The following is a 26,102-nucleotide window of genomic DNA, read 5'->3' on the forward strand; positions in this document are numbered from 1 at the left end:
CTTGCATTTTGCATTTGTGACGCGTCCGCGGCGCCTCGGCTCCGCTCTCGGAACGCGCAGTGAGACCCTTGGCGACCTCAGGCAGCCAGGTGCTGGAAGATCGCGGAGTTGCTGTAGGTGAGCAGACCGGCGGCGGCCATCGCTACGCCGTAGGGAATGCCCTGCTTGCGGTCATGCAGCCGCTCGAGCCAGCGGAAGCGGGCGATGAGGGGCGTCAACGGCACGCGCCGCAGTAGCAGAATGGCGATGGTCAAGGCACCACCGAGCAGTGCCGTGTAGACCAGATAGGGCAAGGTGAGACCAAAGCCGAGCCAAAGAGTGGTCGCTGCCGCCAACTTGGCATCGCCGCCGCCGATCCAGCCCAGTGCAAAGAAGGAAAAGGCTACGACGAGTACCACGAGGGCGCAGAGAACATGCATCGCCAGTTGCTGGGTCGGAAGGTCAACCACCAGCGCCACCAGAAAGAAGCCGGCCGCAAGCAGCAGCACCAGCTTGTTGGAAATGCGCATGGTCAGCAGGTCAGATGACGCGGCGAAGGCCATGGCGAAGGGAAAGAAAAACAGGGCTACGGTGGACATGACGCAGCCTCCTGGGCAGCAAACTCTCCCAATAATAGCGACGCTCGGTTAAGAAACAAAAAAAGGGAGAGGAAGGGTGTCCTTCCTCTCCCGATCTTGCTTCAGCAACTTTGCCGTTACGGGGTCAGTGCAGCGCCGCCAACCGTGGTGTCCAGCTTGCCAGAAATACCGTTGAAGAGGTTACCCAGGCTGCCACCGAGTGCGGTTGCGGCCAGAATGATACCAACGGAGATGAGGGCGGCGATGAGGCCGTACTCGATTGCGGTCGCGCCCGACTCGTCCTGCGCGAAACGTGCGAAAATCTTCATTCCCAGGCTCCTTTTTACACGTCCTCAAAGTGACGGCACGTCGGACACGTCACACCTTGAACATGGACAAACGCTACGCACGACTTGTTGAGATAGAGTTAATCCAAAACCCTGCCGCGACCGGCCGCTGCGGCAATTTGAGCATGGAAATCAGATAGTTAACTTTTCCGATACAATTCTACTGACGTAGCAGGCGCTCCGAGCGCCGAGCGCACAACAATAAAGTATGAGCAAATTCCAGCTTGATTACTTCACCTGATCAGGGGGCGTCGAAAAAGTCAGACCATCATAGCGGAACGCAGCAGTCTTCGCGTTTGCCAACAATTTACCATTTCCGAGGGAATGTAGGAGCAGCGTACCAGTACAGATTCGGATGCCGCCATGTCCCGCCTTGCCCTCGCAGTGCTCGCTCTTGCCCTGGCCAATCCGGTTGCCTCGATCTCCGTGAAGGCGCAGGAGGCCGGCGGGGCGCCCATCAACGTCAATGTCAACATGGCGCGCGTGCTGCGCATCAGTGCGCCAGCCGCAACCGTCATCGTTGGCAACCCCGGCATTGCCGACGTTACCATACAGGACCCGACGACGCTGATCCTGACCGGCAAGAGCTATGGCCAGACCAACCTCATCGTGCTCAACAGCGCCGGCGAACCTATCGCCGACACCATGCTGGAAGTCGTGCAGATGCAGGCAGGGACAATGACGGTCTATCAGGGCCAGAGCCGGACCACCCTGGCCTGCGCTCCCACCTGTCAGCCGGTCGTGATGATGGGCGATGATAACAGTTTCTCGGGCAACGCGGTTGCCTCGTCACAGCTGGTGCAGTCGCTGGCCAATTGATGCTTTAAGGGGTTGTTTACCCTCCCTCGCGATAGCGCATGATCCTGCCGCACCACTAACGCCCGGTTAGTGGCCTCCCCGATAGGCTTGGGCCCGGAAACGAGGCGATGGCCGTGAGACTGCATCTGGGACCCGTCCGAAAGCAATTCGTGGAGCTGCTGCGCAATACGCGCGGCGTGACCGCGGTCGAGTTTGGTCTGCTGGCACTCCCCTTCTTCTCCATCATCGGCGCAATTCTCCAAACCTCGCTTGTCTTCCTCTCCGGGCAGGTTCTGGAAAGTGCTGTCAACGACGCTGGACGCACCATCCGGACGGGGCAGGTCCAGGCCGCTGGCGTCACCATCGATGCCTTCCGGGCCGATGTATGCTCGCGCCTGTTCGGGCTTTTCCCCGATTGCTCTGGCTTGTTCATCAAGGTCAGCGAAATCAGCAACTTCCAGTCCGCCACCATCACCGTTCCGATCGATGAGGCAACCTGCGAAACCAGCGCGTGCGACTGGTCGGAAGCACAAAGCTTCTCCCCCGGCGTGGGCAAAAGCATCGTGGTGGTCAAAGTCTATTACAAATACCCCGTCTTCCTGCAGATCGGGCCTTTCGGAATGGCCAACCTGCCAAACGGCACGCGTCTGCTCGGTGCGGCGACGGTGTTTCAGAACGAACCCTTCACATGAGGCTCTGCGTGCGCAAGCTAATCGCGGGCCTTGGTTCGGCTCTTAGGGATAGGGCCGGCACGGCCGCCGTCGAGTTCGCCCTGATCGTGCCGATCATGCTGCTGGTCTATGTCGGCACCATGGAAGCCAGTTCCCTCATCACCATGGACCGCAAGATCCAGTCTGTCTCGGGCGCCGTAGGGGACCTGGTGGCGCGGGCAGACAAGGTACTGACGACGAACCAGCTCAAGGACTATTTCCAGGCGGCCAGCGGCATCATGACGCCATTTTCCTCCAGCGGCGTGAAGCAGGTCGTGACAGCAGTCAACGTGGCGCCGGACGGCTCGACGTCGGTGGAATGGACGAGCCAGTATCAGAACGGCACCTACTCAACGACGACCGAGTATACGCCAGGGCAGACCTATCCCCTCCCCGCCCCCATGATCGCAGTGGCCAAGGGCAAGATGGTGATCGCGGCAGAAGCCAGCTACAGCTACAAGCCGCTCTACGGCATCGTCTTCGACCAGGCCGTAACCCTAAGCCGCGCCGGCTTCTTCATGCCGCGTTTCGAAGGCACGATCGACCTTGACTGATGCCGACCGCTTGCGAGGTCGGGCTTGCCGTGTCACAAGCCGCGCAACCTTCGAACCGGCACATGTGAGCAATGGACGACACCATCATCCCCGTATTCGACCTGGGCGGCGTTTTCGTCGACTGGAACCCCATGTACCTGTTCCGCAAGCTGTTCGAGACCGAGGAAGAAGCGCTCTGGTTCCATCAGAACATCTGTACGCCGGACTGGAACCTGGAATTCGACGCGGGCGAGATCTATTCAGAAGGCGTGGCCAAGCTGGTGACCCGCTTTCCCAAGTACTGGCGCGAAATCCAGGCGTTTGACGAGCGCTGGACCGAGACCTTCGGCCCGTTCATCCAGGGCACGATCGACATACATAACGAGCTGGTCGAACAGGACATTCCCACCTTCGCCATCACCAACTTCTCCTGGGAGAAGTGGATGACGCGGCTGGGCGAATGGCCATTCCTCGAAAAGTTCGACGGCGTGATCGTCTCGGGCCTCGAGGGTCTCGTAAAGCCCGATCCGCGCATCTATCGCGTGTTCTGCGAGCGCTACGCGCTGGCCCCGCAATCCTGCGTATTTATCGACGACAGCGAGCCCAATATCGTGGCGGTTCGCAAGTACGGGATGAATGGAATCCTTTTCAAGGACCCGGTGCATCTGCGCCAGGACCTGATCGACCTCGGCCTGCCGCTGAAGGCAAAATAAGCCAGATCAGTTCTCGACGACCTGGGTCGGCGGGGGATTGGCTTCAAGGCGGTCCAAGGCTTCCCCCACCCGGCGCGCCACCTCCAGATCAAAGTCATGATCCGGCGCGGTGCGCTCATACTCGCGCAACTGGGCGGTGGTGATGCCTGCTGCCGCAGAAAAGGCGTCCGGCTCCATGCCCAGGGAGAGGCGGCGGTTATGATCGCCCTTGGGGGAGCGTTGAGTGGGTGGTGTGAAGGTCATGGCGGGTCTCCTTTGGAAGGAGAAACCGATAAGCCCCGCGTTGGTTCATGCGCATCCTCATGCGATGCCCATTATGACCGTGCTGCCAGAAAAGCTCGCTTGGGGGCCTCTCTGACCCATCCTATTTCGTGCCGTACATCCGGTCGCCCGCATCGCCAAGGCCGGGGATGATGTAGCCCTTCTCGTTGAGATGGCTATCGATCGAGGCGGTGAAGACGGGCACGTCGGGGTGGGCGGCCTCGAAGCGGCTGATGCCTTCAGGCGCGGCGAGAAGGCACAGGAAGCGGATATTGTTGGCGCCGCGGTCCTTGAGCTTGTCGATGGCGGCGGTGGCGGAATTCGCCGTGGCCAGCATCGGGTCGACGACGATGATCAGGCGGTCCTCGAGATTGGACGGCGCCTTGAAATAATACTCCACCGGCTCGAGCGTCTCGTGATCGCGATAGATGCCGATATGGGCGACGCGCGCGGCGGGGACGAGATCGAGCATGCCATCGAGCAGGCCATTGCCGGCGCGGAGGATCGAGGCGAACACCAGCTTCTTGCCCTTGATGGACGGAGACTGCATCTGCGCCATCGGCGTCTCGATGGAGATCATCTCCAGCTCGAGATCCCGCGTCACCTCGTAGCACATGAGATGGGCGATCTCGCGCAGGAGACGCCGGAACCCGGCGATCGAAGTCTCCTTGTTGCGCATGATCGTCAGCTTGTGCTGGATCAGAGGGTGATCGATGACGGTGACGCTGCTCATGGGACCACCTCGTTACAGGAAGGACTGACCGTGGCGGCCCGGCGCGAGGCCGAGCCAGGCGGCAATGGTTTCGCCAATATCGGCGAAGGTTGGGCGGATGCCAATCTCCCCCATCGGCAGGGCTGGGGAAAAGATAAGGATCGGCACCTGTTCGCGGGTGTGATCGGTGCCCGGCCACGTCGGGTCGTTGCCATGGTCGGCGGTGATGACCAGGAGATCGTCGTGTCGCAGGCGGGCGATGAGTTCGGGCAGACGGCGGTCGAAGAGTTCCAGCGCCGCGGCATAGCCCGGAACGTCGCGGCGGTGGCCGTATTCGCTGTCGAAATCGACGAAATTGGTCATGATGAAAGCACGGTCGGCGGCCATCTCCAGAGCATCGAGCGTCTTGTCGAAAAGCTGCGGGATGCCGGTGCCCTTGATCTTGTGGGTGACGCCGGAGCCGGCGTAGATGTCGGAAATCTTGCCGATGGCGTACACCTGATGGCCGGCGGCGGCATTGCGGTCGAGCAGCGTCGGCTCGGGCGGCGCGATGGCAAAATCGCGCCGGTTGCCGGTGCGCCTGAAGCTGTTGCGGTCTTCGCCTACGAACGGGCGGGCGATGACCCGGCCGATGCGCAACGGCTCCGTCAACTCGAAGGCGATGCGGCAGACCTCGTAGAGCCGATCCAGGCCAAAATGGGTTTCATGCGCCGCGATCTGGAAGACGCTGTCGATCGAAGTGTAGCAGATCGGCTTGCCGGTGCGGATATGCTCCTCCCCGAGCGCGGCGATGATGTCAGTGCCCGAAGCGTGCTTGTTGCCAAGAATGCCGGGCAGACCGGCGCGGTTCACCAGCGCCGCGACCAGGTCGGGAGGAAAGGCGGGTTCGGATTGCGGAAAATAGCCCCAGTCGAAGGGCACCGGGACGCCGGCAATCTCCCAGTGGCCGGATGGAGTGTCCTTGCCCCGAGAAACCTCACGTCCAACGCCGAAGCATCCGCCCTTGGGAGTGTCGGAAAGGCCGGGCGGCAACGTGCCAGTCGACAGTTTTACTGCCGCCCCCAGGCCCATCGCGTCGAGATTGGGCACAATCAGCGGTCCGCTGCGCAGGCCTTCGCGGTCGGCCTTGCCCGAGGCGGCCCACTCGGCGATGTGGCCGAGCGTGTTGGCGCCCTGGTCACCATAGTGATCGGCATCAGGCGCGCCGCCGATGCCGACGCTATCGAGCAGGCAGATGATGGCACGGGGCATGGGCTTTCCTTGATCTTTTTGTTCATCGTCATTGCCCGGCTGGTCCGGGCAACCATCCATCCGCGCACTGAACACCATCGCATAGATCACCCGGACAAGCCGGGTGATGACGCGGCGAAAGGATCGGGGTCATTGCGATGCAATCCGATCGGCGATCAACGGATTGTTCGGCACTTCTTTTCCCAGACTATAGGCGGCCCGCAACCTGGCTTCGGCATCAGCCGCGCTGGCCTCGTCGGCGGCATGGATGCGGGCGATGGGCGTAGTGGCATCGACGGGGGTGCCGAGGCCAGCGAGGCGGTCGAAACCAACGCGGTGGTCGATGCGGTCAGTGGGGGTGGCCCTGCCGCCGCCCAGCGCCACAACGGTCATGCCGACACCACGGGTATCGATGGCCGACACCGTCCCCTGCCCCGTCGCGAAGACGTCGCGCACGATGGGCGCAGGCGCCAGGTGCTGGTCCATGCGTTCGAGGAAATCGGCGGGACCACCCAAGCCGGTGACCATCCGCGCGAAATGCTCGGCGGCACGACCGGAGTCGAGCGCGCCCGCGACGGCCGCATCGGCCTCGTCCAGCGTGGCTGCCTTGCCGGTCATCATGACGAGCTCGGCGCACAGCCCCAGCGTCACTTGCCTCAACCGCTGGTCCTGGTGGGCGCAGGTGAGGAACGCGACGGCGTTACGGACTTCGAGGCCGTTTCCGGCCGCGCTGGCCAGCGGCTCGTTCATGTCGGTGATGAGCGCGCCGGTCCTGAGGCCTGCGCCGTTGGCAACCTCGACGAGGCTCTTTGCCAGGTCGCGCGACTTTTCCAGCGTCGGCATGAAGGCCCCCGAGCCGGTCTTGACGTCGAGGATCAGGGCGTCGAGCCCGGCAGCCAACTTCTTGGATAGGATCGAGGCCGTGATGAGCGGAACGGATTCCACCGTGCCAGTGACATCGCGGATCGCGTAGAGCATCTTGTCGGCGGGGGCGAGATCGGCGGTCTGGCCGATGATGGCGCAGCCAGCCTCACGCACGACCTTGCGAAACAGCGCATTGTCGGGGCTGGTGGTGTAGCCGGGAATGGCATCGAACTTGTCCAGCGTACCACCGGTGTGCCCGAGGCCGCGGCCGGAAATCATCGGCACATAGATGCCCAGCGCTGCCAGGATCGGCGCCAGCATCAGGCTCACATTGTCGCCGACGCCGCCGGTCGAATGCTTGTCGGCCACCGGCCCGTCGAGATCGGACCAATCGAGCACGGTGCCACTATCGCGCATGGCGAGGGTGAGCGCCACCCGCTCGTCCATGGTCATGTCCTGGAAATAGACCGCCATGGCGAAGGCGGCGGCCTGCGCCTGGGACACCGTGCCGTTCGCAAAGCCGCCGATGAAGTGGGCAATGTCATCCTTGGCGAGGATCTCGCCATTGCGTTTCTTGAGGATGACTTCTTGCGGGAGGAAGACCATTTTGACGTGCTCGCGTGCCTCGCCCTCGTGGTTCGAGGGTCGCTGCGCTCCCGCCTCACCATGAGGGCTTACGAAAGCGCCGAGTTCTCGGAGCCCTCATGGTGAGGTGCGAGCGGTTTCGCGAGCCTCGAACCACGAGGGCGGTTTCTCAAGCCCCGTAGGGGATCCACACGTTTTTCACCTGCGTCGCCTTGCCGAGGAAATAGTCGCCACCAAAGCGCGGGTCGGCGAGGTCGTAGTCGAGGCCACGGCTAGTCCAGGTCTGCTTGAGATTGCCCACCGAGGCTTTCTCCACCATGGCGGAGGCATCGGCCGGGCCAACGAACCACATGCCGTCCACGCCGTCGTGTTCGGCCAGGGTCTTGGCCAGCGTGACGCTGTCGCCGGTAACGATGTTGACGACGCCGGAAGGCACGTCGGAGGTTTCGAGCACCTGGTAGAAGTCGGTCATCGAGAGCGGCGAGCGGTCCGAGGGCACGACAACCACGGTATTGCCCATGGCCAGGGCCGGGGCGATGAGCGCGATCGATCCCAGAAGCGGCTGCGAGGGTGGCGCGACGATACCGATGACACCCAAGGGCTCTATCATCGCGGCTGCTACGGCGCGCAAGGGCGGGTTGTGCACCGCGCCATCATATTTATCGGCCCAGCCGGCAAAGGCGAAGAGCCGCTCGACCGACAGGGCCACCTCACGATCGCCGTCTTCGCCGGCCTGCGCCTTGATCCGCGCGGCAAATTCGGTGCGACGATAATCGAGGTTCTCGGCAAGGTAGTAGAGGATCTGCGCCCGCGTATGGGCAGCCGTGGTGCCCCAGCCCGAAGCGGCGCGGGCCGCTTCGACGGCGTTGCGGATGTCCTTGCGGTTGCCTTCACCGACTTCGCCAACGGATGTGCCGTCGGGCGAGACAACGGGGCGGTTATAGGCGCTGTCGGGGCGGGCCTGCTTGCCGCCGATATACATCTTGGCGGTCTGGTCGAGATGGCCGGCGTCGAGCGGGTTTGCCCGACCTCGTGGTTCGACAGGCTCACCATGAGGTCTCACCGGGGCAGGCTGCAGGTCCTTTTCCCAGCTGGGCTTCAGATAAGACGCCATGCCTTCGCGGCCACCTTCGCGGCCGAAGCCGCTTTCCTTGTAGCCGCCGAAGCCGACCGCGGCGTCGAAATTGTTGGTGCCGTTGATCCACACCACACCGGCCTTTAGCTTGGGCGCGATATCGAGGGCGAGGTTGATGTTCTCGCTCCAGACGGTGGCGGCGAGGCCATAGCGGGTGTTGTTGGCCAGTGCCACCGCCTCTTCGGGCGTGCGGAAGCTCATGGCGACGAGGACGGGGCCGAAGATTTCCTCGGCGACGAGTGTGTTCGCGGGCGACACGTTGGTGACCAGCGCCGGCTTGAGGAAGCACCCGGTGGCGGGCACCTGGCCATCGGGTTCATAGACCTCGGCGCCCTCGGCGATGCCGCGCTGCATGAGGTCGCGAATGCGCTCGACCTGCACCGGCGCCACGAGCGCGCCGATATCGACGGATTTGTCGAGCGGATCGCCCACGCGCAGTTTTGCCATTCGGGTTTTCACCTTGGCGATGAACCGCTCCTCGATGCTTTCCTGGACGAGAAGGCGCGAGCCGGCGCAGCAGACCTGGCCCTGGTTGAACCAGATGGCTTCGACGAGGCCTTCGACGGCACTGTCGAGATCGGCATCTTCGAAGACGATATAGGGCGACTTTCCGCCAAGCTCGAGGCTGAGCCCCTTGCCCGAACCAGCCGTTGCGGCACGGATGATCTTGCCCACCTCGGTCGAGCCCGTGAAGGCGATCTTGTCCACGTCCGGATGATTGACGATGGCGGCCCCGGTCTCGCCCTCGCCGGTGACGATGTTGACGACGCCCTTGGGCAGCCCGACGCGCTCGCAGATTTCAGCAAAGAGCAGCGCGGTGAGCGAGGTGAACTCGGCGGGTTTGAGGACCACGGTATTGCCGGCGGCAAGCGCAGGCGCAATCTTCCAGGCCAGCATCAGCAGCGGGAAATTCCACGGAATGATCTGGCCGCAGACGCCATAGGGCACCATGCCGGGGAACTGGCTCGACAGATGCGTTGCCCAGCCGGCGTGATGGTAGAAGTGGCGCGCCACAAGCGGAATGTCGGCGTCGCGGCTCTCGCGGATTGGCTTGCCGTTGTCCATGGTTTCGAGCACGGCAAGGAGCCGGCTGTGCTTCTGGATCATCCGCGCAATGGCATAGAGGAATTTGCCGCGCTCGTAGCCCGAAAGCGCGCTCCAGCCTGGGAACGCCGCACGGGCGGCCCGGACGGCCGTATCGACGTCCTCGGTGGTGCCATCGGTGACCTCGGCCAGTTTTTCGCTGCTGGCCGGATTGGTCGAGGCAAAGGTCTTCCCCGGCGCGGTCCAGGCGCCGTCGATGAAGTGGCCAAAGACACGGTCATGGCTGTTGAGCCAGGCATTGGCCTGGTCGGCGGCTTCCGGGGCCGGGCCATAATCGAGGCTGTCGAAGATTTGCGCGATCTTGTTCATCTGGTCCTCCGGGGTGTGTTCACCCACTGGGTCATTCCCGCGAAAGCGGGAACCTCTGTTTGCTGCGCCAACCCCAAACGAGGGTCCCCGCTTTCGCGGGGATGACCGTTCGGGTGATGACGGCGGTCCTCACACCATCGGCTGGCGATAATCGGCGGCATAGTGGCCCGTCAGCCCGTGTTCGAGCTGGCGCTCGATGTCGGTCAGCAGGCTCGACGCGCCGAAGCGGAAGAGGTGCGGCTGCAGCCAGTGGGTGCCCAGCTCTTCCTTGATCAGCGCCATGTATTTGAGCGCGTCGCCTGCCGTGGCGATGCCGCCGGCGGGCTTGTAGCCGATCTCGATGCCGGTCTCTTCGGCAAACCAGCGGATCATGCGGATCATGGTGAGGGACGTGACGAGGTTGGCGTTGACCTTTTCCTTGCCGGTCGAGGTCTTGATGAAGTCGGCGCCGGCCAGCATGCAGACGAGCGAGGCCTTGGCGATGTTAGTCTGCGTCGCCAGTTCCCCGGTGCCCAGGATGGTCTTGATATGCGCGTCGCCGCAGGCCTTGCGGAAAGCCTTCACCTGGTCATAGAGCGCCTGCCAGTCGCCGCGCAGCACCATGCCGCGTTCGATAACGATGTCGATTTCCTTGGCGCCATCCTTCACCGAAGCCTCGATCTCCTTGAGCTTGGTTTCGACGGGCGCGAGGCCATGGGGGAAGGCCGTGGAGACGGCGGCAACGGGGATACCCGAGCCCTCAAGTGCGGCGACAGCGGTCTTGACGAAGGTGTGGTAGACGCAGACGGCGCCGGGCAGGATGCGCAGGTTTTCGACACCAAGCTTTTCGATGATGTCGCGACGCAACGGATGGCGCGCCTTGGAGCAGAGGCGTTCGACACGACCGGCGGTGTCGTCGGCGTTCAACGTCGTCAAGTCGATCAGGGTGATGGCCTTGAGCAGCCAGGCCAGCTGATAGTCCTTCTTGACGGTACGGCGCGCGCCGATGGTGCCGGCGCGGCGTTCGAGCGCCGAGCGGTTCATGCGCACGCGGCCAACCCAATCAAGGTCGAGCGGGAAGCCCGGATTGCGCCGGTGCGCGTGTTCGGTGGTCTTGCTGTCGACGATCTTGAGACTCATCGATCCTCCTCCGGGACGCGGCTTGGCGTCCCCTAGCGGGCAATGCAGCCCGAATTACGACGGCAGGTATTCCGGTCCGAAACTGTGCGGCAGCAACTGGCCCAGCGTCTGCACCAGCGGCTCCCCGCCGACCCCATGCGAGATGACTTCGACATCGAGATCGGCAAATTCGCGGATGCGCTGGCGGCAGCCGCCACAGGGCGTCACCGGCAGCGTTCCGGGTCCGGTCACATAGATGCGCCGGATGCGCGTGCCCCCACCGGCGAGCATGGCGGCAATGGCGCTAGGTTCGGCGCAATTGCCCACGGGATAGGCGGCGTTTTCGACGTTGCAGCCAGCATAGATCTTGCCGTCATCGGCGAGAATGGCGGCGCCGACCTGGAATTTCGAATAGGGCGCATAGGCCCTCTTGCGAACGGCTTCGGCGGCCTCGAACAAGGCCTTGTCGGTTTCGGTCTGCATCGCGTCGTCCTTGGCTGGCCGAAAAGGGCCTAGCGCTCCTTGGTATAGGGTATGCCGGCGGCCTTGGGGGCGACGGCCCGACCGATGAAGCCGGCCAGCAGGATGATGGTCAACAGGTAGGGCAGAACCTGGATGGCCTGCACCGGTACCTGGCCGATCACCGGGAAGTCTATGCCCTGGAGGCGGAACTGCAAGGCATCGAGGAAGCCGAACAGTAGGCACACCAGAAGGGCGGGCCACGGCCGCCACTTGGCAAAGATCAGCGCGGCCAGTGCAATGTAGCCGCGCCCGGCGGACATGTTGTTGTTGAACCCGGACGATTGCGCGACCGACAGATAGGTGCCGCCGATGCCCACGAGGATCGCGGTGATGATGAGCGCCTGGTAGCGCAGCCGCGTCACCGACATGCCGGCGGTGTCGAGCGCCTTGGGATTTTCGCCGACGGCCCGCAGCCTGAGGCCGAAGCGCGTGCTGAACAGGACGAAGGCCGTGAGTGGCACCGCGATGAAGGCGAAGTAGGTCAGGATGTTGTGGCCCGAAATCAGCTCGGAATATAGCCCGCCGATGATCGGCACGTCGGCCAGTTCATTGGCAAAAGGCAGCGTGATCGGGGTGAAGCGCTGGTCGTTGCCCAGTTGCGGCGTCATGCCACCGCGCTGGAACCAGGCCTGCCCCAGGAAGGTGGTGAGGCCGGCAGCCAGGAAGTTGAGCGCGACGCCGGAAATGGTCTGGTTACCCTTGAGGTTGATCGAGGCGAGGCCATGGACCGCCGAGAAACAGAGCGCGACGCCAATGCCGGCGAGCAGACCGAGCCAGGCCGAGCCGGTGACGGCCGCGACTGTGGCGGCGCCAAACGCGGAGCCCAGCAGCTTGCCCTCAAGGCCGATATCGACGATGCCAGCGCGTTCCGAATAGAGCCCGGCCAGGCACGCCAGCAGCAGCGGCACAGCGAGGCGCACGGTGGAGTCGAGGATGAGGATGAGGTCGGTGTAATACTGCATCACGGGGTCCCCGCCGTGGCACGCCGGTCGAACAGGCGCATCAGCGGAATGCGCAACATGTCGCCCATGGCACCAGTGAAGAGGATCACCATCGCCTGGATGGTCACGATCATCTCCTTGGTGATGCCGGGCATGGAGAAGGCCAGTTCCTGCCCACCCTGGTAGAGTGCGCCAAACAGCAGTGCCGAGAGCGCGACCCCGATCGGGTGGCCGCGGCCCATGAAGGCCACCGCGATGCCGACGAAGCCGGCGCCGTTGACGAAGTTGAGGATCAGCCGGCCCTGCACGCCGCCGACATTGTTGACGGCGACCATGCCGGCCAGAGCCCCGCAGATGGCCATGGTGATGATGATCATTCTGGTGCCGGAGATGCCGGCATACCTGGCCGCCACAGGGTTGTGGCCCAGGGCGCGCATGGCGTAGCCGAATTTGGAATGCCAGATCAGCCAGTAGCAGAACACCAGCGCCACGATGGCGACCAGGATCGAGAGATTGGCCGGCGAGCGCCCGAAGAAGGAGAAGAATTCGCCCAGCCGCGGGATGCGCGAAATGGCCTCGATGGGCGCGCTTTCGTCGGAATTGACGCCCTCGGGCTTGAGGATGCGAGTGATGATATAGCTCATCACCGAGGTGGCGATGAAGTTGAAGAGGATGGTGGTGATGACGATGTGGCTGCCGCGCTTGGCCTGCAGATAGCCCGGAATGAACGCCCAGAAAGCCCCGAACAGCGCGCCGAAGACGATCATCAGCGGGAACATCACCGTCCAATGGAGGCCGTTGAGGGCCAAGGCAATAAGGATGACGCCGAGGCCGCCGAGATAGGCCTGCCCCTCGCCACCAATGTTGAACATCCCCGCGTGATAGGCGAGCGACACGGCAAGGCCGGCAAAGATGAAGTCGGTGGTGTAATAGAGCGTGTAGCCCACGCCGGTGCCGTAGCCGAAGGCGCCGTAGACCATGACGCCCACGGCCTGCAGCGGGTTCTGCCCGACGGCGAGCACGATCAGCCCGCCGATGAGGAAGGCCAGGACAACGTTCAGGACCGGCAGCAGGGCAATGTCGACCCAGCGAGGAAGCGGTGCGCGCGCGCTCATGGCTCGGCATCCTTGTCGGAAATCTGCTGTGGATTCATTTCCATCAGACGCCGCTCGGTGACCGTTTTCACGTCGGGCGTCGTGCCCACGGTGGCCGCCTTGCCGTCGTGCGTGACGCCGGCCATGAGCAGGCCCAGTTCGCCCTCGTCGGCCGTGGCCGGGTCTGCTTCACCCACGATGTGCCCATCGAACATGACGATGATCCGGTCCGAGAGGGAGCGCACTTCGTCCAGTTCCACCGACACCAGCAGCACGGCCTTGCCGGCGTCGCGCATGCGGATGATCTCGTTGTGGATGAACTCGATCGCCCCGATGTCGACGCCGCGCGTGGGCTGGCCGATGACCAGCACGTCAGGGTCCCGCTCCATCTCGCGGGCCAGAACGATCTTCTGCTGGTTGCCGCCCGAAAAGTTGGCTGTCTTGAGCTCAGTGTCGGGCGGGCGGATGTCGAACTTGCCGATGTGCTCGCGCGCGGCGGCCTTGGCGCCGCCGATATCGAGCGCCGGGCCGCTGCCGTATTTGTCCTGGTAGCCCAGGATGGCGTTTTCCCATTCCTGGAAGCCGGTCACGAGGCCCATGCGGTGGCGATCTTCCGGGACGTGGGCGATGCCGGCGGCGCGGGCATCGGCGGCTGCGTCGTCACCGGTCAGCGCAAGCGGCTTGCCGTTAAGGAAGATGGCGCCCTCGCGGATGTTACGCATCCCGGTAATGGCCTCGAGCAGTTCGCTCTGCCCATTGCCCGAAACGCCGGCAATGCCCACGATTTCGCCGGCACGAACGGAAAAGCTCACGCTCTTGACGCGCGGAATGCCAAAATCGTCCGCCACGACCAGGTTCTTGACCTCGAGGCGCACCTCGGCCGGCTTGGCCGAACCTTTTTCCACCTGCAGCAGCACCCGCCGTCCCACCATCGCTTCGGCGAGTTCGGCCGGCGACGTTTCCGAAGTGGTCATGGTGGCGACCATGGCCCCCTGGCGCATGACCGACACTTCATCGGTGATCGCCATGATCTCGCGCAGCTTGTGGGTGATGAGAATGATGGTCTTGCCCTCGTCCCGCAGGGTCTTGAGGATGCGGAAGAGGTGATCGGCCTCGGCCGGCGTCAGAACGCCGGTGGGCTCGTCCAGAATGAGGATCTCGGCGCCGCGATAGAGCGCCTTGAGGATTTCCACGCGCTGCTGCTGCCCGACCGACAGGTCTTCGATCAGCGCATCGGGGTTGACCTCGAGCCCGTAGTCCCTGGCGAGCGCCTTCATCTGTTCGCGCGCCTTGCTCAGGGTCTTGCCGAGCAGCGGCGAATCCTCGGCGCCCAAAACGACGTTCTCGAGGACGGAGAAGTTTTCGACCAGCATGAAGTGCTGGTGCACCATGCCGATGCCGAGGGCCAGGGCATGGCGGGAGTCGGTGATGTCATGGCGCTGGCCGTCCACGAGGATTTCACCGGAATCGGCGGAGTAGAAGCCGTAGAGGATCGACATCAGCGTCGATTTACCGGCGCCGTTTTCGCCCACGATGCCGTGCACCGTGCCGCGCTTGACGACGAGGTCGATATCCTTGTTGGCGTGGACGGCGCCAAAGTGCTTGTTGATGCCGCGCAGCTCGATCGCCGGGGCCTGAGCAGCGGCTGTTTCCAGCCGCTGCGAGGATGTTGTGCTTGCCATCAGGCGATCAGCTCTTGGGCGCGATTAGGCAGGGCAGGATTGGTCGGTGCGGTAGTCATGGACTTCCACGGCGCCCGAGATGATGTCCTGCCGGGCCTTCTCCACAGCCGCCTTCATGTCGTCGGTGACGATGGATGCGTTGTTTTCATCGAACGCTACGCCCACGCCGTCTTCAGCCAGGCCCAGCACGATGGTGCCACCGGACCAGTTGCCGTTCTTTTCGTCCATCATGGCGTTGTACGTCGCCACGTCGACGCGCTTGACCATCGAGGTCAGGACGGAGCCAGGATAGAGGTGGTTCTGGTTGGAATCGACGCCGATGGAGAACTTGCCCGCGTCGGCGGCGGCCTGGAGCACGCCGGCACCGGCGCCACCGGCCACCTGGTAAACCACGTCCACGCCCTGATCGAGCTGCGACTTGGCCACTTCGACAGCCTTGGGCTTGTCGTTGAAGGCGTCAAAGCCGGAGCCGATATAGGTCTCGAGGACTTCGATGTCGCCGTTCACCGACTTGGCGCCCTGCTTGTAGCCGCAGGCGAAGGCCTCGAGCAGGTCAAGGTTGAACGCCGGAACGACGCCGATCTTGCCGCTTTCGGACTTCATGGCCGCCATGATGCCGGCGAGGTAGGAGCCTTCGTGCTCCTTGAACAGCACCGAGCGCACGTTCGGCAGATCGACGACGGCATCGAGAATCACGAAGTGCGTATCAGGGAATTCCGGGGCCACGGATTCCAGAGCCGTGACGAAGTTGTAGCCCGGGGTGATGATGGGCGAGTAGCCGCGCTCGGCGAACTGGCGCAGGAACTGCTCGCGCTGCGCGTCGCTGGAGATTTCCAGCTCGCCATAGCCCGCACCGGTTTCCTTCTTGTACATTTCGGCGCCGTTATAGGCGGCCTCGTTGAAGGAGGCGTCGAACTTGCCGCCACCGTCATAGATGATGGCAGGATCAGCCAGGGCCGCACCGGCGAGAAGCGCACTCAGGGCAACGCCCCCGGCAATGGCCTTGGTAAGGATCGAAAATTTCATTGATTGAGTCTCCCTGTCTCGCACGGAGCCCCGGGCTGGCCGAAGGTCAGCTTCCATGCGCTAGCTCGGGATAAAATCGTGCAATGGTGCCCGCCGCAAGAGGGGGGACATGAAATTTATCCGAATGGTCAAAATCTTCGCGGCGCAGAACGACCCGCGTCGTGGGTGATTTCGTTGCCTAGAGCCGCCCGGCGACCCAGCCAAAGAGCGCGTGGAGATCAGGAGCCAACCCGAGGGTCCAGAAGGTCGCGGCGGCCGCGATGGCAAAAAGAGCAAGCGTGTCTCGGGTGCGCAGGGACATCGGTCAAATTTTCAACAAAGGCCAATCAAAGGCCTCGTCTTTACCGGTCCGCTCGGTGCCAGATTGTGGCGCTGCGTCTGCGCCGCAAGATCAGGGTTAACCGTTGGTTTCCACAGGCTGGCCGAGTTCCTCCGGCGGGCCGAGCGGCGTTACCTCGGCGCCGATGGCCGCGCCGAACCGCTCGAAAAACCCGTCGATGATCCGCTGTGCAGAATTGCCGATCAGGGCCCTGCCCAGCTTCATCACTTGCCCCGACGCTCCCCCACGGGCCAGGAAGCTGAGGAGCGTTTCATCGCCAGCATCGGCAAGGGTGATATCGGCTGCCCCCTCGGCCAGACCCATCAACCCGCCCTTGCCGCGTCCCGAGAGCGTATATCGCTCGGCAGGCTTCATATCTGAGAGTTCCAGCCCTCCCTTGAAGGTGGGATGAACGACGCCGAGATTGACCTTGATTTCGAGGTCCAGCGTGTTCAGTCCCGACCAGGCAATGTATGAGCAGCCGGGAATGGCCGCCTTGAGCTTTTCGGGGTCGTTGAGCGCCGCCCACACGGCCGGACGCGGCGCTGCGATATGGTACCGACCTCCAAACTGCACGGGCATTTCCTTCCTGAGCAGGCTCGCTGGGGCGCGAACGACACAAGGATACGCAAGAGCTACCGAATGCGGCTTTTTCGCACCATTGCCGACTAAATAGTTGTCGTTGCGAAACGATGCAATTGTCAGGGGGCGGATGAGGGGCAATCTAGGGGAGAAGGCCGCGCGCCGACTGCCGATCGACCAGCTGGAGTTTCAGATGACCGACCAACCCACCGCTACGCCTTCCACCGCCACGGCATCGGTCCCCACGGGCCAGCCGCTGCAATATCTGGATAAGGCGGTTAACGCGATCCGCCAGTTGGGGCTGTGGCCTGAAACGCAGGGCGAGCAGCCGATCACCGGCCTTTTGAGCCAGATCACGGAGCTCGACGAAACGCGCGTTATCCTGATCGGCCGCACGCTCAGCCAGGCCAGCGCCTTCAATGAGGTGGTGCGCGAGCAGGTGGCCGCGATGCGGATCGGCGAGCGCTACGAGGACATCACGAAGGGATTCGATTCGATCCGCGACGATGCCAAGGGCATGGTCGACCAGTTGCAGGACAACCGCGTCGACCTCCTGGAGCGGGCCTCGAACGTCTGGATGAAGGTCAGCCGCGGCGACATTGCCACACGCTTCAACAAGATTCGCGACACCTACCTTGCCGTCAGCCGCGACACCAAGGACCAGATCGACCGCGAGCAGACCATCCTCGAGGCCTATCGCGATTTCCGCGGCGCCCTCAAGCAGGCGGAGGTGATGGCCCTCGAGGTGCTTGGAACCGCAGAGCAACGCCTGGCCGAGAAGAAGTCGATCCTGCAGTCGGCGGCCGACGAACTGGCCGCCTACGCCGGAACGGTGCCGGCCGATCGCGCCCGCCTCGAGATGGCGCGAGACGAACGCCTGCGCGACATGCAGAACGAGGAAAAGCGCTACCAGATCGCCAAGGATCTCTCGGACAACCTGACGATCTCCTACAACACCTCAGAGGTGGTCATGGCGCGCCTGATGCAGACCACAAACGCCAAGGAGCGCGTCTACCAGCAGGCGATTTCCTTCTTCTCCACCAACGAGACGGTCCTGACGGCGCTGTCCGCGTCATTCACCGGCATGTTCGGCCTGCACGAGTCCACCGAAACGCTCAACGCCATGAAGGAAGGCATGTCCAAGAGTCTGGAAACGCTCTCGGAAATCGGGGATCGGGTGCAGGAGGAAGCGGTCCGCGCCGGCTATGGGCCGACGATCCGCGCTGACGCGGTCAAGAAGCTTGTCGATAGCGTCGTCAACTTCCAGGAAAAGAGCCGCACCATCATCAACGAGATGCGGGTGGCTTCCACCAAAAACTCCGCCGAAATCCGCGACGCCGTGGAAGATGGCAAGCGGCGCCTGGCGACGCTCGCCGCGGAAGGCAATGCCCTGCTTCTCGAGAGCAAGTCCTGAGGTCCGGGCCCCGGAAGTGAACGCGCAGCATGAGTGAGGCCGCGACCAAACCGTCCGCCAGGCTGGACGATGTGATGCTCGCCATGGATGTCGTGGACACCTTGCGCCATCGGCAGGACCTTGTCGCACGCGAGCTCGACGGTGCGGCCCGCGAGGCGCAACTCATCGAAAAGCTGCGGGCCATCTACGCCCAGCAGGGCATCGAAGTCAGCGACGCCATCCTGCGCGAGGGCGTCAACGCACTCGCCGAAAGCCGCTTCACCTACGATCCCCCGCCAGCCGGCTTCGGCACGACGCTCGCCCGCCTCTATGTCAGCCGCAAGCGCTGGGGCCGCCCGGTTCTGGCGCTCGCAGTTGTACTTCTGGTCGCGCTCGTCGGCTATTTCGGGGTCTGGCGGCCGCTGCAGGCAGGACAGGCCGAGCAGGCGCGGCTCGAGCTCTCCCAGGGCCTGCCGGCCCAGATGGACATGCTCTACCAGACCATCTACGACGAAACCAAGGTACAGCAGGCCGTGGCGGAAGCAGAGGCCTTGCGGAGCCGCGGCAAGGCTTTTGCCGAGGAAGGCAACCGCGCCGGCGCCGAGGACGCGGTGGAAAAGCTCACGGCCCTGCGCGACCAGCTTCGGCAGGAATACGTCCTGCGGGTGGTCAATCGCTCCGGCGTACAGTCCGGCTTCTGGACCTTCCCCGAGATCAACACCGATGCGACCAACTACTATATCGTGGTTGAAGCCATCGGCGCCGACGGCAACCGGCTCAACCTTCCCATTCTGAACGAAGAGACCGGTGAGACCGAGACCGTGTCGATGTGGGGGCTGCGCGTCCCGCAAAGCGTCTACAACGCGGTGGCTGCCGACAAGCGCGACGACGGGATCATTCAGGCCAATGAGGTGGGCCGCAAGTCCGATGGCTTCCTGGACGTGGAATATCTGATGCCGGTGCTCGGCGGCGCCGTGACCCGGTGGTGATGGCATGAGCATACGTGGCCCCCAGGCTCTCGAAAGCCTCGAAGAGGCGATGCGGGACATAAGGCGCGAGGAAGATGAGATCTCCCGCCGCCTCGCCCGCGCGGCAGAGCGCTTGAGCAAGATGAAGGAGACGGAGGCCGAGCTGTTCCGGCAGCTGGCGCAACTGCGTCTTGATCCCTCCGTCCAGGCGGAGCTTGATGGCCAGATCTCGGCTGCCGAAAGCCGCGCCCGGGAGGTCCTCAAGACCCACGCGCGCGACGTGGCGGCCGCCGAAAAGACCATCAAGGCGCTGGACGCAGAACGGTCGGCGCTCGTCGAACAGCGCCATGGCGCGCTTGCGCGGCAGGCCGAGCAGCAGGCGGCCTTGGCAGCGCTGGCCTCCCAACAGGCCGGCGCGCTTGCCGCAGATCCAGTCTTTGCTGCCAAGCGCCGGGACACCGAAAACCTGGATGCCGTTGCTGAAGAAGCACTGCACAAGACCGAACAGGCCGAGCAGGATCGTGAGGAAAAGGGCAGGCCCTATCGGCAGGATCCGCTGTTCATGTACCTGTGGGAGAGTGGATACGGCACCAGCGCCTATCGCGCCAACAACCTCATCCGCTATCTCGATGGGCTCGTCGCCCGCCTCGTGCGGTTCGACAAGGCACGGCCGAATTTTGCCATGCTCAACGAAATTCCGCTGCGGCTGCGGGAGCATGCCGAGCAGCAGGAGGCGCGGGTACAGGCGGCCGAGGCCGAGCTGGCGGCGCTCGAGCGCAGCCATATCGATGCTGCCGGTGGGGCGCCCCTCAGGGAGGCACTGGCCAGCATTGCCACCGAGATCGAAGACCTGGACCGCCAGATCCTCGCCGTTGAGGACAGGCGAGACAGCGCAGCGAAATCTCTACAGGCCCTGGCCGAAGGGCACGACCCGGCGTTCGAGGATGCCACCGCTGCCCTCGCCGCAACGCTTGGGCGCGAAGACATGCAGTCGCTCCTCGCCGACGCCCGCATGACCCGCACCGGCCAGGACGATACGATCGTCGCCCAGATCGACGAAAATCGCACCCGCATGCGCGAGGAGGACGAGGAGAGCCGGGAGCAGCGTGACCGGCTCAAGACCCTCGCATCGCGCCGCCGGGAGCTCGAAGACATCCAGTGGGAGTTCAAGAAGCAGCGCTTCGATGACCCACGCTCCAGCTTCGGGGAAGACCGGCTGGTGGGCGACCTGCTCAACGATTTCCTGCGCGGCGGTATTACGGCTGCCAGCTATTGGGAGCAGTGGCAGCGGAGCCAGAACTGGGCGCCCGGCAGCGAATGGGGTGCCGGATACAAAGGCACGCGCCGCAATGCCAGCCCCTGGGGCAAAGGCGGGTCGGACTGGCCAGATAACAGTTTCGGAGGCGGCGGCTCCCGTCCGTCCCGCGCGCCTCGACCCGGAGGGTTCGGCGGTGGCTGGGGCGGCGGCAGCGGCGGAGGTGGGTTTTCCCGCCCCCGCTCCGGATCGAGCGGCACACGAACCTCTGGCGGCTTCAAGACCGGCGGCGGCTTCTGACCTGCCGGTCTATGCCGTGTAGAGGCCGCCCGCCGGGCCTTCGCTGCGCGAAAGGCCGGACTCAGTTGATCGGCGGCGTGGCCATCACTTCCCAGACATTGCCTTCGCTGTCCTCGAAGTAGGCCGAGTAGCCCCACTCGGACTGTGTGCCTTCCGTGATCACCGCGCCGCCGGCGACCACCGCGCGCTCCAGGATCTCGTCAACTGACGCCTCGTCCGGCGCCCTGTGGCTGAGGACGAATCCGGGCGTGCCGGCAACGGCTTCACTCTTGCCTGCGGTATGGGCGATCTGGCCTCGCGGGTAGAGGACGAACGACATGCCGTTTTCAAAGAAGAAGGCGACATGATCTTCACCCGGGCCGATCTGGTCGTCCCCGATGTCGAACAGGGCACGGTAGAAGGCGAACGCCCGCTCGAGGTCGTCGACGCCAATGGTGATGATGGAGATTTCCGGCTTCATCAGCAGTTCCCCCGAAACAAGGACAGGACTTCGGGCGGCCTCACTCAGCGCCCGTGGAGAATAGCGCTTCGAATTGGCCGTCCTCGATGCGAGCCGCAGCGATCACCGCCTGGGTACGGCTGTCGACGTCCAGCTTTTGCAGGATCGCCGAGACGTGTGCCTTGACCGTGGCCTCGGAAATGGAAAGCTCGTAGGCGATCTGCTTGTTCATCAGCCCGTCGCTCAGCATCATCAGTACGCGCACCTGCTGCGGCGTCAGCGTCGAGAGCCGCTTCATCAAGGCTGTCTGCTCGTCTTCCCCGCCAAGCACCATGCCTTCGGGCACGAAGACGTCACCGGAAAGGACGGTTTCGATAGCCCGGCGAATTTCGGTGGGACCTTCCGATTTATGCAGGTAACCGGCCGCCCCGAGCTCAAAAGCGCGGCGTACTACGGTCGCGTCTTCTACTGCCGAGATAATCATTACGGGAATATCCGGATATTGCGCCCGTAGTAGTAGTAGACCCGAAAAGCCGCGCACCCCAGGCATATTGAGGTCGAGCAGCACCAGGTCACAATCTCGATCGGCATCAAGAGCGGCGGCAAGCCCCTCAAGATTGCCAGCTTCTTCAACAAGTACGGTCGTATCGCCGCCCGCAAGCGTCTGCCGAAGTGCAGCGCGGAACAGGGGATGGTCGTCCACGATGATGATGCGCCTACGCGTCATGATGAGACGGCTCCTTCCTGTAATTTCTGCCGATTCTCAAATCTTTCCCAGCGGGCACAAAGTTAATCACCCGTTAACCCCTTGTTTACCATGTTTTCCCAAAAGTAACCGGCACGTCTTTTGCGTCGTTTTGCGCCGAAGCTCAGCCTCTGCAACAGGGACTCCCCATGGCCCGCGCTTTTTCCACCCTGGACACCTCCGATCCTGCGACCGGCGACTGGCAGGCCCTGCGCGGCGAGCTCGTCGCATTGCTCGACAAGGTCGAAAGCCGGTATACGGGACCGGCTGCTCCTGATCCGGGTAATTACGCGCTTAGCCAGCGGGTGCGCAACCTTCGTGATCAGGTCGAGGCGCCTGAGCCCGCCCTGCGGCGGCGCGAAGCGCTGCGCTCCGTAAAGCAGGCGGTCGACCGATTTTCGGAGCGCGACGCTCAGGACATGCACGAAGAAGACGAACTGACGGCGGCCATTGCCGAAATCCGCCGCCGGCAGGGTCCGGCGCCCGTTTCCGTCATGGGGCGCCGCGCCAGCGACATGCCCGATTTTAGGGATTTGAACGCTCTGGTCAGCGGCATGAGCCTGCGGCTCGAACAACTCGAAGGGCATTTGAGGAACGAGCGCGACAACGAGGCGCAGGTCAAGGACGTCGCCGAGCAGGTCGAGCAGTTGACCCAGGTGGTGGAACTGCTTGCCGGCGCCGTCGGCGAGACTGGGCAGGTCAAGCGCCTCGAAGCGCAGATCGCCGCGCTTGGGGATATGATCGAGAACGCCCCGAAGGTGGATCTTGGAGCCATCAATCAGCGGCTCGACGACGTGTCGGCCACGGTCGGCAAGCTTGCCGAATTGCAGGCCGAGCAGATGGAGCGGGAAATCGTGCGCGAAGAGCGGCGGGCCACCCGGCCAGAGCCCGCTGCAGCGCTGACGCCGGTCGTGCGGTCCATCGAAGAAAGCGTGCGCAATGTGTACGACCGCATCGACGCCATCGAGCGCAACTTCGCGATGTCGTCGAACGACTTCGAGAAGCTGACCAGCGAAATGGCCTCGTTCACGCAGGCCATAACTTCCGATCAAAGTGCTCCGGCTGCCCTGGTGCGGCGGATCGAAGCGCTCGCCGAGACGCTGGAGAGCGCGGACACCACCAATCAGGACGTCGCCGCCCTGCGCCAGGACATGGTCTCGTTGCGCGAAGCCGTTCTGGTTTCGATGGAGCCGCGCTTCGCGCAGATCGAAGACCGCATCGAGGCGCTCAGCGACAAGATCGTGCCGGTGGACACCAGCGTGGTGGAAACGCAGTTGCACGACCTGATGTCCCGCATGGACGCGGCAAGCGTGCAACTCGAAGGGCTGTCCAAGCTCTATAACAGCGCACAGCCCGATTTCGACTCCGTTGCGACCATGGTGGCCGAACGCACCACCGACGCCATGCAGCGCAACGCGCCGGCACAGGCGCCTGGCATCGACCCGGACAGCCTCAAGGCGATGGAGGAGCGTCTCAGCGACCTCATCAAGTCCAGCGACAAGCAGCCCGAATACGACTACGAAACTTTGGCCGATCTCGTGGCGGACAAGACCTCCGCAGCTGTCGCCAAGACAGCCTCGGTAACCTCCGCTGAAATCGGCCCCGACAGCATCGATGCGCTGGAAAAGCGCATGACCGCCATCCTCAACACCGCGGGCAAGGATACCGCCGACCGCCTGCGGCGCCTTGAGGCCCGCCTGGCGACCAGCCAGGACCGCCGCGGTGCGCCTGCCCCCACGCTGCCGACGGCGTCGGTGGAAGCGGCTCGCCCTGCCCCGGCAGCACCCGCACCCGCACCACAGGCCAAGCACCCGCCGGAAGCCGCAACGCCGGCGCGTGACAACAGCGCCCGTCTCGATAGCATTCTGGCAGGCCTGCTGGACGACAAGAAGGACGCGATGCCCGCAAGTCCGGCCGAGGAAGCGCCGCTGATCGATCGCGGCTTTCGCGATGCCGCGCCTGCTCCGGCGCTGAGCGCCCGCGCAGCGAGTGTCGCCGAGCCCAGCCGGCCCCTCGCGCAGCCTACCATCGACACTTCGCAGATCGAGCGGCCACCCCGCCCGCAGTCCAGCTTCGCGCAGGACAGCGATCCCTTTGCCAGCCCCGCGCCGGCCAAGCCGCCCGTCGAGGCGCCCAAGGCGCAGGCCAACACCAGCACCTTCGTGGCCGCCGCGCGGCGCGCCCAGCGGGCCCGCCAGGACGAAGTGCAGGCGGCCTCCGGGACCATGGTGGCCCGGGCCCTGTCGCGCGTTCGCCACGGCAAGCCGGCCGATGAGGCAGACTCATCACCCGCCGAAGCTCAGGTGACCGACGACGCCCGCGAGGAGTGGCCGGCGCCGGAAAGCCGGGAAGAGGAGAAGCCCGCAAAGCAGAGCAAGGCGGACAAACGTGCCGCCGCCAAACAGGAGCGGGAGGCTGCTCGCGCCAGCGCAAAAGCCGAGAAGGCCGAGGCAATGGCGGACCGCCCCGGCTTCCTGACGCGCAACCGCCGGCCGCTGCTGCTGGCTGCGACGCTGGCCGCTGTCTCCGTGCTCGCGCTCAACCTGGTGCTGCAGCGCGCCAACACGCCGCCTCAACGCCCTGTCGCCACGTCCAAGGCCGTGATTCCGGCCGATGAGGTGCCGACGCCTGCAGCGACGCCGGAAGCGGCTGCACCGGCCGCAACCGAACGCCAGGCGGCAGCAGTTCCGACACCGATTATGGACGCGCCCGCGACCGAGCCCAAGACCGAGAGGCTGTCAGACGCGGTCGATCCGACGTCGACGCAGTCGATCAATCCGAGCGCCATGAGCGTGATGAACGCGACGAACACGGCTACCCTGACGCCGATGCCGCCGGCCCTGATGGCCGACGGGCTGCGCAGCAGCGATTTCCGTGTTCCTGCCCTGCCCGAAGACGCCAAGGCTCCCGAGAGCACAGGCTCGATTTCGGGCACTGTTGCCGCTCAGGAGCCGGCGCCGCGCCATTTCGAGCTACCGCCGGAAAAGGTGGGCCCTGAAGCCCTCCGCCAGGCGGCCGCGAACGGCGATGCCCGGGCACAGTTCGAGATCGGTGCCATCTACACCGAAGGCCAGGCCGTCGAGCAGGACCTCAAGCTTGCCGCGACGTGGTACGAGCGTGCCGCAGAGATGGGCTTTGTTCCTGCCCAATACCGGCTGGGCAACCTTTTCGAAGCGGGTACGGGCGTCGAAAAGGACCTGGAGAAGGCCCGGATGTGGTACGAGCGCGCTGCCGAAGGCGGCAACCGCATGGCCATGCACAACCTTGCCGCGCTCTACGCCGGTGGCCAGTTGGGCGAGCAGCAGTTCGAAACCGCTGCAGAATGGTTTGAGAAGGCTGCCGACAGGGGCATGCTCGACAGCCAGTTCAACCTGGGCATGCTTTATGCCCGTGGCCTCGGCGTCGAGCAGGATTTCGAAACCTCCTACAGGTGGTTCTCCATCGCCGCCCTGACCGGCGACAAGGACGCGGCGCAGGCCAAGGACGACATCGCCAAGTCGCTGACGGCCGATGCCGTCAATCGCATCAACGACGAAGTCGCGGGCTGGAAGCCACAGCAGATCGACCTAGCCGCCAACTTTGCGCCCATCGGCACCTGGTCGGCCGATTTCGATCCCGGTAAGGCGATCGAGAACAGGGACGTCGTCGCGAGGGTCCAGATGGCGCTCAACAAGCTCGGCTTCGATGCCGGCGACAGTGATGGTCTTGTCGGTCCCAAGACCGTTGAAGCCGTCAAGGCCTTCGAGCGCGGCGCCGGCATGAGCGAGAGCGGCGAGATCAATCCCCGGCTTCTGGCCGTGCTTGGTAGCCAGCCTGTGTGAGGCTGATGCCGGTTTGACACCATGCGGCCCGGACAATAAGTCCGGGCCGCTGCTTTTTC

At 64.0% G+C, this 26,102-nt stretch carries 24 protein-coding genes and 1 pseudogene; 8 read left to right on the plus strand and 17 right to left on the minus strand.

The genetic code is table 11. The features are described from left to right. Positions 1 to 77: 77 nt before the first annotated feature. Both IC608_RS09510 and IC608_RS09515 read right to left on the minus strand, forming a co-directional pair. Positions 78 to 578 (minus strand): A24 family peptidase, encoded by a 501-nt coding sequence (locus tag IC608_RS09510; RefSeq protein ID WP_191774822.1) that lies wholly within the window; start codon positions 576 to 578, stop codon positions 78 to 80. Positions 579 to 694: 116 nt separating this feature from the next. Beyond that, positions 695 to 886: a Flp family type IVb pilin gene (locus IC608_RS09515; protein WP_191774823.1), complete on the minus strand. Its 192-nt coding sequence runs from the start codon at positions 884 to 886 to the stop codon at positions 695 to 697. A gap of 381 nt (positions 887 to 1,267) precedes the next feature. On the opposite strand from IC608_RS09515, the gene IC608_RS09520 reads away from it, so the two are divergent. The 4 genes from IC608_RS09520 to IC608_RS09535 all read left to right on the plus strand — a co-directional run bounded on the left by IC608_RS09520 (position 1,268) and on the right by IC608_RS09535 (position 3,658). Then, positions 1,268 to 1,723 (plus strand): pilus assembly protein N-terminal domain-containing protein, encoded by a 456-nt coding sequence (locus IC608_RS09520; RefSeq protein ID WP_191774825.1) that lies wholly within the window; start codon positions 1,268 to 1,270, stop codon positions 1,721 to 1,723. 149 nt (positions 1,724 to 1,872) lie between these two features. Further along, positions 1,873 to 2,394 (plus strand): TadE/TadG family type IV pilus assembly protein, encoded by a 522-nt coding sequence (locus IC608_RS09525; RefSeq protein ID WP_191774827.1) that lies wholly within the window; start codon positions 1,873 to 1,875, stop codon positions 2,392 to 2,394. Between the two features lie 8 nt (positions 2,395 to 2,402). Beyond that, a complete protein-coding gene (locus IC608_RS09530) occupies positions 2,403 to 2,966 on the plus strand; it encodes a TadE/TadG family type IV pilus assembly protein (RefSeq protein ID WP_191774829.1) in 564 nt (187 codons plus the stop codon). Between the two features lie 71 nt (positions 2,967 to 3,037). Then, the gene (locus IC608_RS09535) at positions 3,038 to 3,658 is read left to right on the plus strand and encodes an HAD family hydrolase (RefSeq protein WP_191774831.1); all 621 of its coding nucleotides are present in this window, start codon (positions 3,038 to 3,040) and stop codon (positions 3,656 to 3,658) included. Positions 3,659 to 3,664: 6 nt separating this feature from the next. Here IC608_RS09535 and IC608_RS09540 read toward each other — a convergent pair whose 3' ends face one another. From IC608_RS09540 to IC608_RS09595, 13 genes and pseudogenes are all read right to left on the minus strand, one after another. After that, complete coding sequence (locus tag IC608_RS09540) at positions 3,665 to 3,901, minus strand: hypothetical protein (RefSeq protein WP_191774833.1); 237 nt, start codon at positions 3,899 to 3,901, stop codon at positions 3,665 to 3,667. Positions 3,902 to 4,022: 121 nt separating this feature from the next. Next, the gene (upp, locus tag IC608_RS09545; protein ID WP_191774835.1) at positions 4,023 to 4,652 is read right to left on the minus strand and encodes a uracil phosphoribosyltransferase; all 630 of its coding nucleotides are present in this window, start codon (positions 4,650 to 4,652) and stop codon (positions 4,023 to 4,025) included. Between the two features lie 12 nt (positions 4,653 to 4,664). Continuing rightward, a complete protein-coding gene (locus tag IC608_RS09550) occupies positions 4,665 to 5,882 on the minus strand; it encodes a phosphopentomutase (protein ID WP_191774837.1) in 1,218 nt (405 codons plus the stop codon). A 129-nt stretch (positions 5,883 to 6,011) separates the two neighbouring features. Continuing rightward, positions 6,012 to 7,331, minus strand: coding sequence for a thymidine phosphorylase (gene deoA, locus IC608_RS09555; protein ID WP_191774839.1), 1,320 nt, complete (start codon positions 7,329 to 7,331; stop codon positions 6,012 to 6,014). Between the two features lie 148 nt (positions 7,332 to 7,479). Continuing rightward, on the minus strand, positions 7,480 to 9,858 hold the full coding sequence (locus IC608_RS09560) for an aldehyde dehydrogenase family protein (protein ID WP_191775434.1): 2,379 nt from the start codon (positions 9,856 to 9,858) through the stop codon (positions 7,480 to 7,482). 129 nt (positions 9,859 to 9,987) lie between these two features. After that, positions 9,988 to 10,977, minus strand: coding sequence for a deoxyribose-phosphate aldolase (deoC, locus tag IC608_RS09565; protein ID WP_191774841.1), 990 nt, complete (start codon positions 10,975 to 10,977; stop codon positions 9,988 to 9,990). A 54-nt stretch (positions 10,978 to 11,031) separates the two neighbouring features. Further along, positions 11,032 to 11,439 (minus strand): cytidine deaminase, encoded by a 408-nt coding sequence (locus IC608_RS09570; RefSeq protein ID WP_191774843.1) that lies wholly within the window; start codon positions 11,437 to 11,439, stop codon positions 11,032 to 11,034. Between the two features lie 29 nt (positions 11,440 to 11,468). Beyond that, entirely contained in the window at positions 11,469 to 12,440 is a 972-nt protein-coding gene (locus IC608_RS09575; protein WP_191774845.1) for an ABC transporter permease, read from the minus strand. Continuing rightward, positions 12,440 to 13,534: an ABC transporter permease gene (locus tag IC608_RS09580; protein ID WP_191774847.1), complete on the minus strand. Its 1,095-nt coding sequence runs from the start codon at positions 13,532 to 13,534 to the stop codon at positions 12,440 to 12,442. The genes IC608_RS09575 and IC608_RS09580 overlap by 1 nt, the downstream gene beginning before the upstream one ends. Positions 13,535 to 13,626: 92 nt before the next feature. Further along, positions 13,627 to 15,195, minus strand: a pseudogene (locus IC608_RS09585) (ABC transporter ATP-binding protein); the annotation flags it as partial. Between the two features lie 24 nt (positions 15,196 to 15,219). Further along, complete coding sequence (locus IC608_RS09590) at positions 15,220 to 16,221, minus strand: BMP family lipoprotein (RefSeq protein WP_191774851.1); 1,002 nt, start codon at positions 16,219 to 16,221, stop codon at positions 15,220 to 15,222. 178 nt (positions 16,222 to 16,399) lie between these two features. After that, on the minus strand, positions 16,400 to 16,522 hold the full coding sequence (locus IC608_RS18315) for a hypothetical protein (RefSeq protein ID WP_282567965.1): 123 nt from the start codon (positions 16,520 to 16,522) through the stop codon (positions 16,400 to 16,402). A 96-nt stretch (positions 16,523 to 16,618) separates the two neighbouring features. Continuing rightward, complete coding sequence (locus tag IC608_RS09595) at positions 16,619 to 17,116, minus strand: SRPBCC domain-containing protein (RefSeq protein WP_191774853.1); 498 nt, start codon at positions 17,114 to 17,116, stop codon at positions 16,619 to 16,621. 199 nt (positions 17,117 to 17,315) lie between these two features. Here IC608_RS09595 and IC608_RS09600 point away from each other — a divergent pair, with 199 nt between their 5' ends. The 3 genes from IC608_RS09600 to IC608_RS09610 are packed head-to-tail and all read left to right on the plus strand — an operon-like array spanning position 17,316 to position 21,038. After that, positions 17,316 to 18,536 carry a cell surface protein gene (locus IC608_RS09600; RefSeq protein ID WP_191774855.1) on the plus strand — a complete coding sequence of 407 codons (1,221 nt, stop codon included), beginning with the start codon at positions 17,316 to 17,318 and terminating at the stop codon, positions 18,534 to 18,536. A gap of 29 nt (positions 18,537 to 18,565) precedes the next feature. Next, entirely contained in the window at positions 18,566 to 19,504 is a 939-nt protein-coding gene (locus IC608_RS09605) for a DUF6384 family protein (protein WP_191774857.1), read from the plus strand. A 4-nt stretch (positions 19,505 to 19,508) separates the two neighbouring features. Next, entirely contained in the window at positions 19,509 to 21,038 is a 1,530-nt protein-coding gene (locus tag IC608_RS09610) for a coiled-coil domain-containing protein (protein WP_191774859.1), read from the plus strand. Between the two features lie 61 nt (positions 21,039 to 21,099). Here IC608_RS09610 and IC608_RS09615 read toward each other — a convergent pair whose 3' ends face one another. Together IC608_RS09615 and IC608_RS09620 are read right to left on the minus strand one after the other, a co-directional pair. After that, on the minus strand, positions 21,100 to 21,498 hold the full coding sequence (locus IC608_RS09615) for a VOC family protein (RefSeq protein WP_191774861.1): 399 nt from the start codon (positions 21,496 to 21,498) through the stop codon (positions 21,100 to 21,102). Positions 21,499 to 21,538: 40 nt separating this feature from the next. Beyond that, positions 21,539 to 22,204, minus strand: coding sequence for a response regulator (locus tag IC608_RS09620; RefSeq protein WP_191774863.1), 666 nt, complete (start codon positions 22,202 to 22,204; stop codon positions 21,539 to 21,541). 167 nt (positions 22,205 to 22,371) lie between these two features. Here IC608_RS09620 and IC608_RS09625 point away from each other — a divergent pair, with 167 nt between their 5' ends. Continuing rightward, positions 22,372 to 26,043 (plus strand): peptidoglycan-binding protein, encoded by a 3,672-nt coding sequence (locus tag IC608_RS09625; RefSeq protein WP_191774864.1) that lies wholly within the window; start codon positions 22,372 to 22,374, stop codon positions 26,041 to 26,043. The last annotated feature ends 59 nt before the right edge of the window (positions 26,044 to 26,102 follow it).

It is taken from the genome of Devosia oryzisoli, from assembly GCF_014837245.1.
Classification (GTDB): domain Bacteria; phylum Pseudomonadota; class Alphaproteobacteria; order Rhizobiales; family Devosiaceae; genus Devosia; species Devosia oryzisoli.

Excerpts from the sequence above, each read along its gene's own strand:
- IC608_RS09510 (WP_191774822.1), bottom strand. The coding sequence starts at position 578 with ATGTCCACCGTAGCCCTGTTTTTCTTTCCCTTCGCCATGGCCTTCGCC.
- IC608_RS09515 (WP_191774823.1), bottom strand. The coding sequence starts at position 886 with ATGAAGATTTTCGCACGTTTCGCGCAGGACGAGTCGGGCGCGACCGCA.
- IC608_RS09520 (WP_191774825.1), top strand. The coding sequence starts at position 1,268 with ATGTCCCGCCTTGCCCTCGCAGTGCTCGCTCTTGCCCTGGCCAATCCG.
- IC608_RS09535 (WP_191774831.1), top strand. The coding sequence starts at position 3,038 with ATGGACGACACCATCATCCCCGTATTCGACCTGGGCGGCGTTTTCGTC.
- IC608_RS09540 (WP_191774833.1), bottom strand. The coding sequence starts at position 3,901 with ATGACCTTCACACCACCCACTCAACGCTCCCCCAAGGGCGATCATAAC.
- upp (WP_191774835.1), bottom strand. The coding sequence starts at position 4,652 with ATGAGCAGCGTCACCGTCATCGATCACCCTCTGATCCAGCACAAGCTG.
- IC608_RS09550 (WP_191774837.1), bottom strand. The coding sequence starts at position 5,882 with ATGCCCCGTGCCATCATCTGCCTGCTCGATAGCGTCGGCATCGGCGGC.
- deoA (WP_191774839.1), bottom strand. The coding sequence starts at position 7,331 with ATGGTCTTCCTCCCGCAAGAAGTCATCCTCAAGAAACGCAATGGCGAG.
- IC608_RS09560 (WP_191775434.1), bottom strand. The coding sequence starts at position 9,858 with ATGAACAAGATCGCGCAAATCTTCGACAGCCTCGATTATGGCCCGGCC.
- deoC (WP_191774841.1), bottom strand. The coding sequence starts at position 10,977 with ATGAGTCTCAAGATCGTCGACAGCAAGACCACCGAACACGCGCACCGG.
- IC608_RS09570 (WP_191774843.1), bottom strand. The coding sequence starts at position 11,439 with ATGCAGACCGAAACCGACAAGGCCTTGTTCGAGGCCGCCGAAGCCGTT.
- IC608_RS09575 (WP_191774845.1), bottom strand. The coding sequence starts at position 12,440 with ATGCAGTATTACACCGACCTCATCCTCATCCTCGACTCCACCGTGCGC.
- IC608_RS09580 (WP_191774847.1), bottom strand. The coding sequence starts at position 13,534 with ATGAGCGCGCGCGCACCGCTTCCTCGCTGGGTCGACATTGCCCTGCTG.
- IC608_RS09590 (WP_191774851.1), bottom strand. The coding sequence starts at position 16,221 with ATGAAATTTTCGATCCTTACCAAGGCCATTGCCGGGGGCGTTGCCCTG.
- IC608_RS18315 (WP_282567965.1), bottom strand. The coding sequence starts at position 16,522 with ATGTCCCTGCGCACCCGAGACACGCTTGCTCTTTTTGCCATCGCGGCC.
- IC608_RS09600 (WP_191774855.1), top strand. The coding sequence starts at position 17,316 with ATGACCGACCAACCCACCGCTACGCCTTCCACCGCCACGGCATCGGTC.
- IC608_RS09605 (WP_191774857.1), top strand. The coding sequence starts at position 18,566 with ATGAGTGAGGCCGCGACCAAACCGTCCGCCAGGCTGGACGATGTGATG.
- IC608_RS09610 (WP_191774859.1), top strand. The coding sequence starts at position 19,509 with ATGAGCATACGTGGCCCCCAGGCTCTCGAAAGCCTCGAAGAGGCGATG.
- IC608_RS09615 (WP_191774861.1), bottom strand. The coding sequence starts at position 21,498 with ATGAAGCCGGAAATCTCCATCATCACCATTGGCGTCGACGACCTCGAG.
- IC608_RS09620 (WP_191774863.1), bottom strand. The coding sequence starts at position 22,204 with ATGACGCGTAGGCGCATCATCATCGTGGACGACCATCCCCTGTTCCGC.
- IC608_RS09625 (WP_191774864.1), top strand. The coding sequence starts at position 22,372 with ATGGCCCGCGCTTTTTCCACCCTGGACACCTCCGATCCTGCGACCGGC.